Source organism: Phycicoccus endophyticus (genome assembly GCF_011326735.1).
Taxonomy (GTDB): Bacteria; Actinomycetota; Actinomycetes; order Actinomycetales; family Dermatophilaceae; genus Phycicoccus; species Phycicoccus endophyticus.
The window spans coordinates 475,069-489,572 of record NZ_JAANCN010000001.1; the positions used below are offsets into that span (position 1 = coordinate 475,069).

At 74.2% G+C, this 14,504-nt stretch carries 14 protein-coding genes; 3 read left to right on the plus strand and 11 right to left on the minus strand.

Annotated elements, in window-relative coordinates; translation table 11 throughout:
* Positions 1 to 10: 10 nt before the first annotated feature.
* The 7 genes from G8D98_RS02330 to ald all read right to left on the minus strand — a co-directional run bounded on the left by G8D98_RS02330 (position 11) and on the right by ald (position 6,585).
* Positions 11 to 1,093, minus strand: a complete 1,083-nt coding sequence (locus tag G8D98_RS02330) for a prephenate dehydrogenase (protein ID WP_166098499.1) — start codon at positions 1,091 to 1,093, stop codon at positions 11 to 13.
* Positions 1,093 to 1,953 carry a pseudouridine synthase gene (locus G8D98_RS02335; protein ID WP_166098501.1) on the minus strand — a complete coding sequence of 287 codons (861 nt, stop codon included), beginning with the start codon at positions 1,951 to 1,953 and terminating at the stop codon, positions 1,093 to 1,095. Before G8D98_RS02335 ends, G8D98_RS02330 begins: the two co-directional genes overlap by 1 nt.
* The gene (gene scpB / locus G8D98_RS02340; protein WP_166098504.1) at positions 1,950 to 2,585 is read right to left on the minus strand and encodes an SMC-Scp complex subunit ScpB; all 636 of its coding nucleotides are present in this window, start codon (positions 2,583 to 2,585) and stop codon (positions 1,950 to 1,952) included. Before scpB ends, G8D98_RS02335 begins: the two co-directional genes overlap by 4 nt.
* The gene (locus G8D98_RS02345) at positions 2,578 to 3,525 is read right to left on the minus strand and encodes a segregation and condensation protein A (RefSeq protein WP_166098506.1); all 948 of its coding nucleotides are present in this window, start codon (positions 3,523 to 3,525) and stop codon (positions 2,578 to 2,580) included. The genes scpB and G8D98_RS02345 overlap by 8 nt, the downstream gene beginning before the upstream one ends.
* A 5-nt stretch (positions 3,526 to 3,530) precedes the next feature.
* The gene (locus G8D98_RS02350) at positions 3,531 to 4,346 is read right to left on the minus strand and encodes a ParA family protein (RefSeq protein ID WP_166098930.1); all 816 of its coding nucleotides are present in this window, start codon (positions 4,344 to 4,346) and stop codon (positions 3,531 to 3,533) included.
* A 176-nt stretch (positions 4,347 to 4,522) separates the two neighbouring features.
* Complete coding sequence (xerD, locus tag G8D98_RS02355; RefSeq protein WP_308788805.1) at positions 4,523 to 5,434, minus strand: site-specific tyrosine recombinase XerD; 912 nt, start codon at positions 5,432 to 5,434, stop codon at positions 4,523 to 4,525.
* A gap of 35 nt (positions 5,435 to 5,469) precedes the next feature.
* Positions 5,470 to 6,585, minus strand: a complete 1,116-nt coding sequence (gene ald / locus G8D98_RS02360; protein WP_166098509.1) for an alanine dehydrogenase — start codon at positions 6,583 to 6,585, stop codon at positions 5,470 to 5,472.
* Between the two features lie 126 nt (positions 6,586 to 6,711).
* Between ald and G8D98_RS02365 the strand changes: the two genes are divergently transcribed.
* Positions 6,712 to 7,341 carry a hypothetical protein gene (locus G8D98_RS02365; RefSeq protein ID WP_166098512.1) on the plus strand — a complete coding sequence of 210 codons (630 nt, stop codon included), beginning with the start codon at positions 6,712 to 6,714 and terminating at the stop codon, positions 7,339 to 7,341.
* On the opposite strand, the gene hisS is transcribed toward G8D98_RS02365, so the two are convergent.
* Positions 7,325 to 8,671, minus strand: a complete 1,347-nt coding sequence (gene hisS, locus G8D98_RS02370; protein ID WP_166098515.1) for a histidine--tRNA ligase — start codon at positions 8,669 to 8,671, stop codon at positions 7,325 to 7,327. The two genes, G8D98_RS02365 and hisS, sit on opposite strands and share 17 nt — an antisense overlap.
* A complete protein-coding gene (locus G8D98_RS02375; protein WP_166098517.1) occupies positions 8,668 to 9,369 on the minus strand; it encodes an MBL fold metallo-hydrolase in 702 nt (233 codons plus the stop codon). The genes hisS and G8D98_RS02375 overlap by 4 nt, the downstream gene beginning before the upstream one ends.
* Positions 9,370 to 9,439: 70 nt before the next feature.
* Between G8D98_RS02375 and G8D98_RS02380 the strand changes: the two genes are divergently transcribed.
* Both G8D98_RS02380 and G8D98_RS02385 read left to right on the plus strand, forming a co-directional pair.
* Entirely contained in the window at positions 9,440 to 10,225 is a 786-nt protein-coding gene (locus G8D98_RS02380; RefSeq protein WP_166098519.1) for a peptidylprolyl isomerase, read from the plus strand.
* 2 nt (positions 10,226 to 10,227) lie between these two features.
* Positions 10,228 to 11,589, plus strand: a complete 1,362-nt coding sequence (locus G8D98_RS02385) for a DUF349 domain-containing protein (RefSeq protein ID WP_229661695.1) — start codon at positions 10,228 to 10,230, stop codon at positions 11,587 to 11,589.
* A 33-nt stretch (positions 11,590 to 11,622) separates the two neighbouring features.
* Here G8D98_RS02385 and G8D98_RS02390 read toward each other — a convergent pair whose 3' ends face one another.
* Positions 11,623 to 13,953, minus strand: coding sequence for a RelA/SpoT family protein (locus tag G8D98_RS02390; protein WP_166098522.1), 2,331 nt, complete (start codon positions 13,951 to 13,953; stop codon positions 11,623 to 11,625).
* Between the two features lie 20 nt (positions 13,954 to 13,973).
* A complete protein-coding gene (locus tag G8D98_RS02395) occupies positions 13,974 to 14,504 on the minus strand; it encodes an adenine phosphoribosyltransferase (protein ID WP_166098526.1) in 531 nt (176 codons plus the stop codon).

A 14,504-nucleotide genomic window follows, 5' to 3' on the forward strand; every position in this document is an offset into this window, starting at 1 on the left:
AGTGGCCGCCTCACCCGTGGATCCGCCAGCCCCGTTCGCCCAGGGCCTGCGCCAGCCCGGCCGCGGCCGCCGGCAGCACCTCGACCTCGGCGAGGCCCAGCTGCTGGCCGAGGCCGTGGTCGAGGTGGAACTCCTCGACGTTGACGCCGATCGCGCCGATGTCGGCGAAGAGCCTCCCCAGCTGGCCGGGTTCGTCGGGCAGCAGGACGCGTACCGTCTCCAGGCTCGTCGGGGCGGCACCGTGCTTGCCGGGGATGCGGGCCTGTCCCAGGTTGCCGGCGGCGATCACCCCGGCGAGCGCCCCGCGGGCACCCGGGGCGTCGCCTCCGTCGGCGAGCGCGGCCAGCGCCTCGAGCAGCCGGTCGAGGTCCTCGGCCAGGCCGGCGAGCACCTCGCGGACGGCGGGGGCGTTGCCCGCAAGGATCTGGGTCCACAGGTGCGGGTCGCTCGCGGCGATCCGCGTGACGTCGCGCAGCCCCTGGCCGGCGAGGGCCACCGCGTCCTCGTCGAGCGTCTCGAGCCGCGCCGCGACGAGGCTGGCGGCCAGCTGCGGGACGTGCGAGACCACCGCCACGGCGCGGTCGTGGCCCTCCGGCGGGAGCTCGAGGACGGCGGCACCGGCGGCCCGCGCGACGTCGGCGACGAGCTCGCGGGCCTGCGGGCGGGTCTCCGCGGTCGGCGTGAGGACCCAGGCGCGGCCGTCGAAGAGGTCGTGCCGGCCCGACACCGCGCCCGAGCGCTCGCGCCCGGCCATCGGGTGCGACCCGCAGTAGCGCCCCAGGTCGGCGTCGGCGGCGCGCAGCCGGGCCAGCACGGCACCCTTGACCGACGCGACGTCGGTGACCGCCGCGGAGGGCCAGCGCTCGAGCGCGGTGGCGACGCAGCCGGCGGTGACGTCCGGGGGTGCCGCGACGACGACGAGCTGCGGGTCGAGCGTCTCCCCCTCCCCCGGCAGCCGGCCGGCCCCGAGGTCGCGGGCGAGGGCGGCGTGCGTCGGCACGGCGTCCTCGAGGGTCACCTCGTCACCGTGCCGGGTCAGGGCCAGACCGAGCGAGGTCCCGATGAGGCCGGTGCCGACGACGTGGACGCGCATCACAGCCCGGCGGCCTTGTACAGCGCGGCGACCTCGGTCGCGGTGAGCGCCCGCCACTTGCCCGCCTTGGTGTCCCCGAGCCGGACCGGCCCCACCTGCGTGCGCACGAGGGAGATCACCGGGTGGCCGACGGCGTCGAGCAGGCGCCGCACGATGTGCTTGCGGCCCTCGTGGAGGACGACCTCGACGAGCGCCTTGCCCGGCTGGGAGTCCACGACCCGGAAGGAGTCCACGACCACCGGGCCGTCCTCGAGCTCGACACCCTCGCGCAGCCGGCGCCCCAGGTCACGGGGCACCGGCCCGGGGATCTGCGCCAGGTAGGTCTTCAGGACCCCGTAGCGCGGGTGCTGCAGGCGGTGGGCGAGGTCGCCGTCGTTGGTCAGGAGCAGCAGCCCCTCGGTGTCGGCGTCGAGCCGCCCCACGTGGAAGAGGCGCTCCTTGCGGGCACCGACGTAGTCCCCGATGTCCACCCGCCCGAGCTCGTCGCTCATCGACGTCACGACGTTGAGCGGCTTGTTGAAGGCCAGGTAGACCCGCGACTCGTCGAGCTGGACCCGTTCGCCGTCGACGTGCACGACCTGGGTGGGCCGGATGCGCACGCCGAGCTCGGTGACCACCTGGCCGTCCACCTCGACCCGGCCCTGGCTGATGAGGTCCTCGCAGACCCGGCGCGACCCGACGCCGGCGGCGGCGAGCAGCTTCTGCAGCCGCACACCGTCGGGGTCGTGGACGTCCACCCGCGCACGCTGCGGCTCGCGAGGGGGCGTCGTCGGTTGGCTGCGGCGGGTGTTGCCCCCGCCGCGCGGTCGCTGCTGCCGGTCGCCGGCCCGGCGGCCGCCGCGTCCCTTCGGCGGGGTCATCCCCGGCCTCCTTCGGCGATCTCGTCGAGGACGTCCACCTCGGGCAGGTACGGGGCGAGAGCCGGCAGCTCCTCGACGCTGCCGAGGCCGAGGCGCTCGAGGAAGTAGGACGTCGTGCCGTAGAGGGTCGCGGTGGACTCCTCGTCCTGGCCGACCTCCTCGATGAGCCCCCGGGTGAGGAGGGTGCGGATCACCCCGTCGACGTTGACGCCCCGGACCGCCGCGACCCGTGAGCGGGACACCGGCTGCCGGTAGGCGATGACCGCCAGGGTCTCCAGCGAGGCCTGGGTCAGCCGGGCCTGCTGGCCGTCGAGCACGAACCGCTCGACCAGGGGCGCGTACTCGTGCCGGCTGTACATCCGCCAGCCGCCGCCCACCTGGCGCAGGGTGAACCCGCGCGACTGCTCCTCGTAGCCTCTCTCGAGCTCGGCGAGCGCCCGTTCGACGTCCTCGACCGGCTGCTCCAGGACGGCGGCGAGGGCCAGCGTCGTCACCGGCTCGTCGACGACCATGAGGACGGCCTCCAGCGCGCCGGGCACGCCCCCGGGCAGGTCCGCGACGTCGAGGGCCAGCTGGCCCTCGGCGGGCGCCGCGCCCTGCGGCTCGGGCGCGGTCGGCTCCGGCTCACTCATCGGTGCCCTCCTTCGGGCTGGGGTCGGGGGCCGGCCCCGCGGCGGGGTCGGGCGCCGCGAGCGGTGGCTCGTCGAACTCGTCGGTGACCTCGACCTCGCCCTCCGGCCCGGTCCAGCGCACGGTGAGGTCGCCCAGGGCCTGGGCCTGCTCGAAGCCGATCGCGGACTCCCGGAAGAGCTCGAGCAGGGCGAGGAAGCGCGCGACGACGACGAGGGTGCTGTCGGCGTCGGCGACGAGGCTGCGGAAGGACGCGACCCGCTCCCGGCGCAGCCGAGCGCCGATGACGCCGGCCTGCTCGCGCACGCTGACCTGGGGGGCGTGCAGGTGGGTCAGACCGACGCTCGGCTCGGTCTTGGGTGCCATCGCCCGAGCCGCGACCACCGCCAGCTGCTCCGGGGTGACGGTCATGACCAGCTCGGGCAGCAGGGCCGCCAGGTGCGGCTCGAGGGCCACCGAGCGCGGGTGGCGCCGCCCGGCGGTCGCCATCCGCTCGCCGAAGGTGTGCGCGATGTCCTTGAACGCGCGGTACTGCAGGAGGCGCGCGAAGAGGATGTCGCGGGCCTCGATGAGGGCGAGGTCCTCCTCGTCCTCCGGGCCGGCCTGGGGCAGCAACCGCGCCGCCTTGAGGTCGAGCAGCGTCGAGGCGACCACGAGGAACTCCGTCGCCTGCGAGAGGTCCCAGCCGTCCTCGGACTGCTGCGCCTGGCGGATGAAGGCGACGAACTCGTCGGTGACCGTGGCCAGGGCGATCTCGGTGATGTCCAGCTTGTGCTTGCTGATCAGCCCGAGGAGCAGGTCGAAGGGCCCGGAGAAGTTCTCCAGGTGCACCTCGAACGGGGTGACCGCCGCCCGGCGGGTGATGACGCCGCCGGGCACGGCGGCCGGCTCGGTGGCCGCGGCGGCGCTCTCGCGCTCCGGGGCCCCGGGAGGCGAGGACATCCGGGTCAGGCCGCCCCGCCGCGCGCGATGAGCTCGCGGGCGAGCTGGCGGTAGGCGTCGGCACCCTTGTGCGAGGACTCGTAGGTCGTGATCGGCTCCGCGGCCAAGGTGGCGTCCGGGAACTTCACGGTGCGCGAGATGACGGTGTGGAAGACCTGGTCGCCGAAGTGCTCCACGAGGCTCGCGACGACCTCCCGGGAGTGCAGGGTGCGCCCGTCGTACATCGTCGCGAGGATGCCGTCGATCGTCAGGCGCGGGTTGAGCCGGTCGGTGATCTTCTCGATCGTCTCGACGAGCAGCGCGACGCCGCGCATGGCGAAGAACTCGCACTCCAGCGGGATGACCACGCCGTGGGCCGCGGTCAGGGCGTTGACCGTGAGCAGGCCCAGGGAGGGCTGGCAGTCGATGAGGACGACGTCGTAGTCGTCGAGGACGGGCCGCAGCACGCGGGCGAGGATCTGCTCGCGGGCGACCTCGCCGACGAGCTGGACCTCGGCGGCGGAGAGGTCGATGTTCGCGGGGACGATGTCGAGCCCCTCGACGCGGGTGTGCTGGATGACCTCGCGCACGTCGTGCCCGCGCTCGACCAGGAGGTTGTAGACCGTCACCCCGAGGTCGTGGGTGGGGATGCCGAGGCCGACCGACAGCGCGCCCTGGGGGTCGAAGTCGACGAGGAGGACCCGGCGGCCGACCTCGGCCAGCGCGGCACCGAGGTTGATCGTCGTCGTGGTCTTGCCGACCCCGCCCTTCTGGTTGCACATGGCGATGATCCGGGCCGGGCCGTGGCTGGCCAGCGGCGCCGGGTCGGGGAAGTGCGGCATCGGCCGGCCGGTGGGTCCGAGCTGCCCCTCGGTGGCGATGCGGAACGCCGCGTCGGTCTCGCCCAACTCACACTCCCCGTGCCGCTCGTGCCTCGGTCAGCCTCTCGCTGATCGGGCCGACCCTACCAGCGGGGACCGGGGCGACCGCGACCCCGGGGCCGCTGCCGGCACCGTTCTCAGCGGGCCCTCGGGTGGGCCTGGGCGTACACCTCGCGCAGCTGCTGGACGGTGACGCGCGTGTAGATCTGGGTGGTCGTGACCGAGGCGTGCCCGAGCAGCTCCTGGACCACGCGCACGTCCGCCCCGCCCTCGAGCAGATGGGTGGCGAAGGAGTGCCGCAGGGTGTGCGGTGAGAGGTGGCCGGGCAGCCCGGCCCGCTCGGCGGCGGCCCGCAGCACGGCCCAGGCGCTCTGCCGCGAGAGCCGCGCGCCCCGGACGCCGAGGAAGAGCGCCGGGGTCCCCCGCCCGTGCGCGGCGAGGGCCGGGCGGCCCCGCACGAGCCAGGCCGAGAGCGCCTCGCTCGCGTACGAGCCGAGCGGCACGACCCGCTCCTTGCCGCCCTTGCCGCGCAGCCGCACGACGCCCTCCTCGCCTGCGAGGTCGTCGACGTCGAGGCCGACCGTCTCGGAGATGCGCGCCCCCGTCCCGTAGAGCACCTCGAGCAGGGCGCGGTCGCGCAGGGCCGTGGGGGTGTCCCCGACCGAGGCTGCCGCGAGCAGCCGCTCGACCTGGTCCACGGCGATGGCCTTGGGCAGGCGCTCGGGTGTCCGCGGCGGCGCGACCTCCCGGGTGGGGTCGGCGTCGAGCACGCCCTCGAGCGCGAGGAAGCGGTGCAGCCCGCGGACCGCGACGAGGGTGCGGGCCGCCGAGGAGGCCGCGAGGGGGCCGTGCGTGGCGTCACCCTCGCGCAGCCGGGCGAGGAACTCCGCCACGTGCGCCGGCGTCACGTCCTCGGGCCGGGTCACGCCGACGCTCCCGAGGTGCTCCATCCAGCGCCCGAGGTCGCGGCGGTAGGCGGCGAGGGTGTGCCGCGAGACCCCCCGTTCGACGTCGAGGTGGGTCAGCCAGGCCTCCGCCGCCCGGGCCACCGCCGTGGCCCGGGCCGGCTGCGGGTCCGGACCGCTCAGGAGAGCGCCTCCGCGAGGGGGATGCTCGCCATCCCGAACGCCTCGGCGACCGCGGCGTAGGTGATCTGCCCGCCGTGGGTGTTCAGCCCGCGGGCGAGCGCGTCGTCGGCCTGCATCGCCGCCTGCCAGCCACGGTCGGCCAGGGTCGTCGCGTAGGGCAGCGTCGCGTTGGTCAGTGCCCACGTCGAGGTGTGCGGCACCGCCCCCGGCATGTTGGCCACGCAGTAGTAGATCGAGTCGTGGACCTGGAAGATCGGGTCGGCGTGCGTCGTGGGCCGGCTGTTCTCGAAACAACCGCCCTGGTCGATGGCCACGTCGACGAGCACCGAGCCGGGCTTCATCTGGGAGACCATCTCGTCGGTGACCAGCTTGGGGGCCTTGGCACCCGGGACGAGGACGGTCCCGATGACGAGGTCGGCCTGGAGCACCTGCTCGCGCACCGCCATCGTCGAGGACGCGATCTGGGCGACCCGGTTGTCGTAGCGCCAGAAGCTCATCCGCAGCTTGTCGAGGTCGGTGTCGAGCAGCGTGACGTCGGCGCCCATGCCGAGGGCGATGTTCGCGGCGTTCTGCCCGGCGACCCCGGCGCCGAGGACGACGACCTTGGCGCTGGCGACCCCTCCGACACCACCCATGAGGACGCCACGCCCGCCCTGCGCGCGCATCATCGAGTGCGCGCCGACCTGCGGGGCGAGGCAGCCGGCCACCTCGGACATCGGGTAGAGCAGGGGCAGCAGTCCCGAGGGCAGCTGGACGGTCTCGTAGGCGACCGAGGTGACCCGCCGCTCGACGAGCTCACGGGTGAGCGGCTCGTCGGCGGCCAGGTGGAGGTAGGTGAAGAGGACGAGCCCCTCGCGCAGCCGGTGGTACTCCTGCTCGACCGGCTCCTTGACCTTCATCACCATGTCCGACTCGCCCCACAGCTCGTCGGCGTCCGGCACGATCCGGGCCCCCTGGGCGCGGTACTCGTCGTCGGTGATCGACGAGCCCAGCCCGGCGCCCTGCTCGAGGTAGACCTCGTGGCCGCGACGGCACAGCTCGTGGACACCGACCGGGGTGATGCCGACCCGGAACTCGTTGTTCTTGACCTCGGTGGGGATACCGACCTTCACGGCTATCAGACCCTGTCTCGTGTCCTGGGCCGCGGGCGTCGCGGACCACGCTGGGACGCCACCCGGGCGGGCGGCGATGGAAGTCTAGTGGCGGCGCCCCGCCGTCCGACCCGAGGGAGGAACCCCGTGAAGCTCTACAGCGACGTGACGACCCGACGAGCGGCCCAGGTGGCCGCCGACGTCGGCGTCGTCGTCTGGGTCGTGCTCTGGGTGCGCCTCGGGCTCTGGCTGCACGAGGTGACGCTCCGGCTCGCCGAGCCGGGCCACCGGCTCGCGGACGCGGGTGCCGGCTTCCGCGACACCATGACGAGAGCGGGCGACTCGCTCGAGGGTCTGCCGCTGCTCCAGGACCGGGTCGCCGCGCCCTTCCGGTCCGCGGCCGACATCGGCGGTGACCTGCAGCAGGCGGGAGCCGACCTCGCCGACGGCGTCGGACGCGTCGCCGTCCTCCTCGGCCTGACGACGGCCGCGGCGCCGGTGCTCCTCGTCGTCGGCACCTGGCTACTGCTGCGCTGGCGCTTCGTGCGCCGGGCGAGCGCCGCCGCGCGGTTCGTCGACGCCGACCCCGACCTCGACCTGTTCGCCCTGCGGGCGATGGCCAACCAGCCGATGGAGCGGCTGGCGCGGATCTCGCCGGACCCGGCCGGCGCCTGGCGCCGCGGCGAGCGGGACGTCGTGCGCGCGCTCGCCGTCCTCGAGCTGCGCGAGTGCGGGCTGCGCCCGCCCCCACAGGCGGCCGTCAGCCCGCCGGCGTGACGATGCCGGGGCGCAGGTCCTGCGGTGGGCACACCCACGTCGTGGCGTCGGCGTCGACCTGCTCGCCCGAGCGGATGTCCTTGACCTGGTCCGCGTCGTCCTCGCCGGCCCCGGGGAACCAGACGAACGGGATGCCCCGGCGGTCGGCGTAGCGGATCTGCTTGCCGAAGCGCGCCGCACTCGGCGCGACCTCGCAGGGGACGCCACGGCCCCGCAGTGCCGCGGCCACGAGGTCCGAGCGGCGGCGGGAGGCCTCGTCGACGACGGCGACGAGGACCGCCGCGGGGGTCGACCGGCTCGCGCGCAGGCCGCGCCGGGTGAGCAGGAGGTGGACCAGCCGCGTGACGCCGATCGAGATGCCGACCCCGGGGTAGGTCGTGCGGCCGTCGCTCGCCAGCGAGTCGTACCGCCCGCCGGAGCACACCGAGCCCCACTCCTCGGCGCCGAGCAGCTGGGTCTCGTAGACGGTGCCCGTGTAGTAGTCGAGCCCCCGGGCGATCCGCAGGTCGGCCACGAGGGTCCCCGGGGCGCTCTCGGCCCCGGCGCGCACGACGGCCGCCAGCGCCTCGAGGCCCTCGTCGAGGACCGGGTGCTCCACCCCGAGCCCACGCACGGCCTCGACGAACGAGAGGTCCTGCGAGCGCACCTCGGCCAGGGCCAGGGCGAGCCGCGCCTGCTCGGCGCTCGCCCCGGCCTGCACGAGCTGCGCCGCGACCTGCTCGGGCCCGATCTTGTCGAGCTTGTCGACGATCCGCAGGGTGCCCTGGACGTCGGTGAGCCCGATCCCGAGGTAGAACCCCTCGGGCACCTTGCGGTTGTTCACCTGGATGCGGAAGGGCCCCACCGGCAGTCGGCGGAAGACCTCGGCGACGACGAGCGGCACCTCGGCCTCGAAGTGCGCAGCGAGCTCTCCGGCGTCGACGATGTCGATGTCGGCCTGGGTGAACTCGCGGAAGCGGCCCTCCTGCGGGCGCTCTCCCCGCCAGACCTTCTGCACCTGGTAGCGCCGGAAGGGGAAGTGCAGCTTCCCCGCGTGCTCGAGGACGTACCGCGCGAACGGCACGGTGAGGTCGAAGTGCAGCCCGAGGTCGGCATCCCGGCTGCTCTCCTCGCCCGTGAGCCGGGTGACCCCGTAGATCTCCTTGTCGGCGTCGCCGCCCTTGCCGAGGAGCCGCTCGACCGGCTCCACGGCGCGGGTCTCCAGCGGGGCGAACCCGTGCAGCTCGAAGACCTCCCGGATGGTGTCCAGGACGTGCAGCTCGAGCAGGCGGTCGGCGGGCAGCAGCTCGGGGAAGCCGGAGATCGGGGTGACCTTGGTGGGGGCGCTCACGCCACCAATCCTCGCAGGTGCGGGTTGGTGGCCCGCTCCCGGCGCATCGTCGTCGCCGGTCCGTGCCCGGCGAGGACGAGGGTGGGGTCCGGCAGCGGCAGGACGACCTCGCGCAGCGAGCGGCGCATCGCCGCGGCGTCGCCCCCCGGCAGGTCGGTGCGGCCGATCGACCCGGCGAAGAGCACGTCACCGGAGAGGACCGTGCGCTCCAGCTCCTCCTGCGCCGTGAGGCCGTCGGGCAGGTCGGGGAGCGCGAACATCACCGACCCCTCGGTGTGCCCGGGAGCGTGCAGCACCTCCACGGTGAGCCCCGCGAGCTGCAGCCGCTCCCGGTCGGCGAGCTCGACGACCTGCTCGGGCTCGCGCCAGGTGGCCCGGGAGCCGAACTGAGCCTCCATCATCGCCACCGTGCCCGGGTCGAGGCTCGCGAGGGGGTCGGCCAGCCGGTAGCGGTCCTCGGCGTGGACGTAGGCGGCGGTGGTGCCCCCGCACACCGGCGTCACCGAGTAGACGTGGTCGAGGTGGCCGTGCGTGAGCAGCACCGCGGCCGGGCGCAGCCGGTGCTCGGCGAGCACCGCGGCCAGGGGCTCCTGCACGCCGATGCCCGGGTCGACGACGAGGCACTCCTCGCCGGCCCCCGCCGCGAGGACGTAGCAGTTGGTCCCGAAGGCGGCTGCGGGGAAGGTGACGGCGAGCACGCCCGCGAGCCTAACGGGCAGGCGTGCCTACACTGGGCGCCGCTGGAGCCTCGAGGAGCAAGGACGTGGCGTGACGAGGAAGCAGGAGCGGGCACGGGCCCGCCGGCGCTGGGCGAAGCAGGAGGCGGTCCGGGCGCGCAAGGCCGCCGACCGCGAGCGGCTGCGACGGGTCGGTGCCGTCGTGGGCGTTCTCGTCCTCGTGCTCGGCATCATGGGCGTGCTCGGCCTGACCGTGGGCCGCTCCGGCGGTGCGGCCCCGACGACCCTCGCCGGCTGTGCGGAGCCGCCCGAGGCGCTCGGCACCGGTGCGGAGCTGACCCTGCCGGACAAGAAGACCGCCGAGGGCAAGACCTACGAGGCGACCCTGACGACCAACTGCGGCGACATCGTCCTCGAGCTGGACGGCACCAAGGCGCCGCAGGCGGTCGCCTCCTTCCTCCAGCTGGCCCGCGAGCAGTACTGGAAGAACGCCCCCTGCCACCGGCTGACGACCGACGACGCCTTCAAGGTCCTCCAGTGCGGCGACCCGACCGGCACCGGGCAGGGCACCCCCGGGTACGGCTTCGGCGTCGAGAACGCCCCCGAGGACGGCGTCTACCCCCGGGGCACCGTCGCGATGGCTCGCACCTCGGACGCCGAGAAGGGCAACGGCGGGCAGTTCTTCCTCGTCTACGGCGACACGACGATCGAGGACCCCGACGGTTACACGGTCTTCGGCACGGTCACCTCCGGGTTGGATATCGTCGACAGGGTCGCCGCCGAGGGGGTCGCCCCGAACGACACCTCCCCCACGGACGGCACACCGGCCGCACCGATCAGCATCCTGCGGGTTGCTGTCACCGAGGAGAAGTCCTGACCGTGTCTGAGGACCAGCCCGCCCCCCGCCCGCCCGTGCCCTCCCCCGCCGCACTCGCGCGGCGGGTCGCTCCGCGTCCCCCGGCCGCGGCGCCGGCGCCGGCCGAGCACTCGGAGTCCGCCCGCTTCGGGCGGGTCGACGACGAGGGCCGGGTCTTCGTGAGCGTCGACGGCGGCGAGCAGGAGGTCGGCTCCTACCCCGGCGCCACGCCCGAGGAGGCCCTGCAGTACTTCGCCCGCAAGTACGACGAGCTCGCGGCCTCGGCGGAGCTGCTGCAGGCCCGCCTCGGCAACCCCGAGGTCACGGCCAAGGAGGTCTCCGACGCCCTGGCCACCCTCAAGGAGCACCTGGCACAGGCCAACGTCGTCGGTGACCTGCCGGCACTGCACGCCACGGTCGAGCGCGTCGAGGCCGGGCTGGAGGCCAAGCGCGGTGCCGAGACCGAGCAGCGCCGGGCGGCCCGGGCGCTCGCCGCGACCGAGCGCGAGCAGATCGTCGCCGAGGCCGAGGCGATCGCCGCCCAGCCGCCGGGCAGCACCCAGTGGAAGCAGTCGGGCGAGCGGATGCGGGCCCTGCTGGATCGCTGGAAGGAGCACCAGCGTGGCGCCGCCAAGCTCGACAAGCCGACCGAGGCCGCGCTGTGGCAGCGCTTCAGCCACGCGCGCAACGCCTTCGACAAGGCCCGCCGGGCGTGGTTCGCCGAGCTCGAGACGACCCGCGAGCAGGCCCGCTCGGCCAAGGAGGCCCTGGTCGCCGAGGCCGAGGCGCTCGCCTCGAGCACCGACTGGGGGGCCACCGCACGCGCCTACAAGCAGCTCATGGACCGCTGGCGCCGGGCGGGGCGGGCCGCGCGGGCCGAGGACGACGCCCTCTGGGAGCGTTTCCGCTCCGCTCAGGACGCCTTCTTCACCGCCAAGGACAGCGCGGCTGCCGCCGAGGACGAGGAGTACCGGGGCAACCTCGTGGTCAAGGAGGAGCTGCTCCTCGAGGCCGAGGCGATCCTGCCGGTCACCGACGTCGAGGCCGCCAAGTCCGCCCTGCGGGGGGTCCAGGAGCGCTGGGAGGCGGCCGGCAAGGTGCCCCGCGGCGACCTGGACCGGGTGGAGAAGCGGCTGCGCCGGGTCGAGGCCGCCGTCCGCGAGGCCGACGAGCGCAAGTGGCGCGCGACCAACCCCGAGCTGTCCGCGCGGGCCCAGAGCATGGTCGAGCAGCTCGAGGCCGCGGTCGCCAAGGCACAGGCCGAGGTGGACCAGGCGCAGGCCGCCGGGGACGAGCGCACGGCCGACGCGGCCCGTGAGCGGCTCGCGGCCCAGCAGCAGTGGCTCTCCCAGGCACGAGCCGGGGTCGACGAGTTCGGCGGCTGAGGGCGCCCCGCGACGCGGGCGCGCGACCCGGGCTCAGCCCTCGCGGCGCCCGCCGGTGACCCGGGCCGCGTCGAGGACGCCGTCGACCTTCTGCACCGAGCGGATGACGTGCCCGAGATGGCCGGGGTCACCCATCTCGAAGGTGAACCGGAGCACGGCCACCCGGTCGCGGGAGGTCTGCACCGACGCGGAGAGGATGTTCACCCCGTTGTCGGAGATGACGCGGGTGACGTCGGAGAGCAGCCGCGAGCGGTCGAGTGCCTCGACCTGGAGCTGGACGAGGAAGAGGCTGCTCGCCGTGGGCGCCCACTCGACCTCGATGATCTTGTCCGGCTGGGCGAGCAGGGAGTCGGCGTTCGTGCAGTCCCGACGGTGCACCGACACCCCGTTGCCCCGGGTGACGAACCCGAGGATCTCGTCGCCCGGCACCGGAGTGCAGCAGCGGGCGAGCTTGACCCACACGTCGCTCATCCCCTTGACGACGACGCCCGGGTCCCCCGAGCGGCGCGGTCGCGGATGGTCGGGGACGGGCGTGGCGACCTCGGCGAGGTCCTCGCTGGCCCCTTCCTCGCCGCCGACCGACGCCACGAGCCGGGAGACGACGTGCTGGGCCGAGACGTGCCCCTCCCCGACCGCGGCGTACAGGGCGTCGATGCCGGGGTAGCGCAGCTCCTCGGCCACCCCGGTGAGCGACTCGACCGAGGTGAGCCGCTGCAGGGGCAGCCCCTGCTTGCGCATCGCCTTGGCGAGGGCCTCCTTGCCCTCCTCGATCATCTCCTCGCGGCGTTCCTTGGTGAACCAGTGCTTGATCTTGTTGCGGGCGCGCGCCGAGCGCACGAAGCCCAGCCAGTCGCGTGAGGGCCCCGCCGAGTCGGCCTTGGAGGTGAGCACCTCGACGACGTCGCCGTTGTCCAGGCGCGACTCCAGCGGCACGAGCCGGCCGTTGACCCGGGCCCCGATGCAGTGGTGCCCGACCTCGGTGTGGACCGCGTAGGCGAAGTCGACGGGGGTGGCCCCGGCGGGGAGGCCGACGAGCTGTCCCTTGGGCGTGAAGACGTACACCTCGCTCGCGGTGATCTCGAAGCGCAGCGACTCGAGGAACTCCCCCGGGTCGGCCGTCTCCTTCTGCCAGTCGAGCAGCTGGCGCAGCCACACCATGTCGCCCGCGGGCTCGGTCTGCCCGTCGCGTACCTGGGCACCGGGGGTCTGGGCACCCCGGGCGGCCGGGTCCTCCTTGTACTTCCAGTGCGCGGCGACGCCGTACTCGGCGCGGCGGTGCATCGTGTGCGTCCGGATCTGGATCTCGACCGCCTTGCCGCCCGGGCCGATGACCGTCGTGTGCAGCGACTGGTACATGTTGAACTTCGGCATCGCGATGTAGTCCTTGAACCGGCCGGGCACCGGGTTCCACCGCGCGTGCAGCGCGCCGAGGGCCGCGTAGCAGTCACGGACGGTGTCGACGAGCACCCGGACCGCGACGAGGTCGTAGATCTGGTCGAAGTCGCGACCCCCGACGATCATCTTCTGGTAGACGGAGTAGTAGTGCTTGGGTCGGCCGGTGACGGTCGCCTTGATCTTCGCCGCCCGCAGGTCGGCCCCGACCTCGTCGCGGACCTGGGCGAGGTACTCCTCGCGCGCCGGTGCGCGCTCCGCGACGAGCCGGACGATCTCGTCGTAGACCTTGGGGTAGAGGGTCTGGAAGGAAAGGTCCTCCAGCTCCCACTTGATGGTGTTCATCCCGAGCCGGTGGGCCAGCGGAGCGTAGATCTCCAGGGTCTCCTTGGCCTTGCGCTGCGCGCTCTCCTGCGAGACGTAGCGCCAGGTGCGGGCGTTGTGCAGCCGGTCGGCGAGCTTGATGACGAGGACGCGGATGTCCTTGGCCATCGCCACGACCATCTTGCGCACCGTCTCGGCCTGCGCGGCCTGGCCGTAGGTGACCTTGTCGAGCTTGGTGACGCCGTCGACGAGCATCGCGATCTCGTCACCGAAGTCGCGCCGGAGCGCCTCGAGGCTGTAGGCGGTGTCCTCGACGGTGTCGTGCAGCAGCGCGGCAGCGAGCGTCGTCGGGGTCATACCGAGCTCGGCGAGGATGGTGGTCACCGCGAGCGGGTGGGTGATGTAGTCGTCGCCGCTGCGGCGCTTCTGGCCCTCGTGGGCCCGCTCGGCGACGGCGTAGGCGCGCTCGACGACGGCCACGTCGGCCTTGGGGTGGGTGCTGTGCACGATCTGCAGCAGCGGCTCGAGGACCGGGTTGCGCGGGGGGCGGGTGCGACCGACGCGCGCCAGCGCGGCGCGCGCCCGGGCGCGCGACCCCACCCCGGGTGGGGCGCTGCCCGAGGTGGCGGTGGTCGTGTGATCCGCCATGGAGGAAGTCTAGTCGCGGCTCACGGGACGACGTGCAGCGAGCGCACGGGCCGCTCCCCCAGCCGCCGGCGCCCGTCGAGGAAGCCCAGCTCGACGACGCAGTCGAACCCGACGACGCTCCCCCCGACCCGTTCGAGCAGCTCCCAGGCGGCCAGCGCCGTCCCCCCGGTGGCCAGCACGTCGTCGACGAGGACGACCCGCCGGCCCGGCCCGAGCGCGTCGGCGTGCACCTCGATCGTCGCCGACCCGTACTCGAGGTCGTAGGAGGCCGCGACGGTGTCGCCGGGCAGCTTGCCCGCCTTGCGCACCGGGACGAAGCCCACGCCGAGGGCGTGCGCGAGGGCCGCCCCGACGACGAACCCACGGGCCTCGACACCGGCGACGAGGTCGACCTGCCCCCGGCGCCCGTCGGCCAGGGCGGCCACCACGGCGGCGAACGCGCCCGGGTCGCCGAGCAGCGGGGTGATGTCCTTGAACACCACGCCGGGCTGCGGGAAGTCGGGCACGTCGCGCAGCGAGCGCGCGACGAGCTCGGAGACCCCGACGTCCAT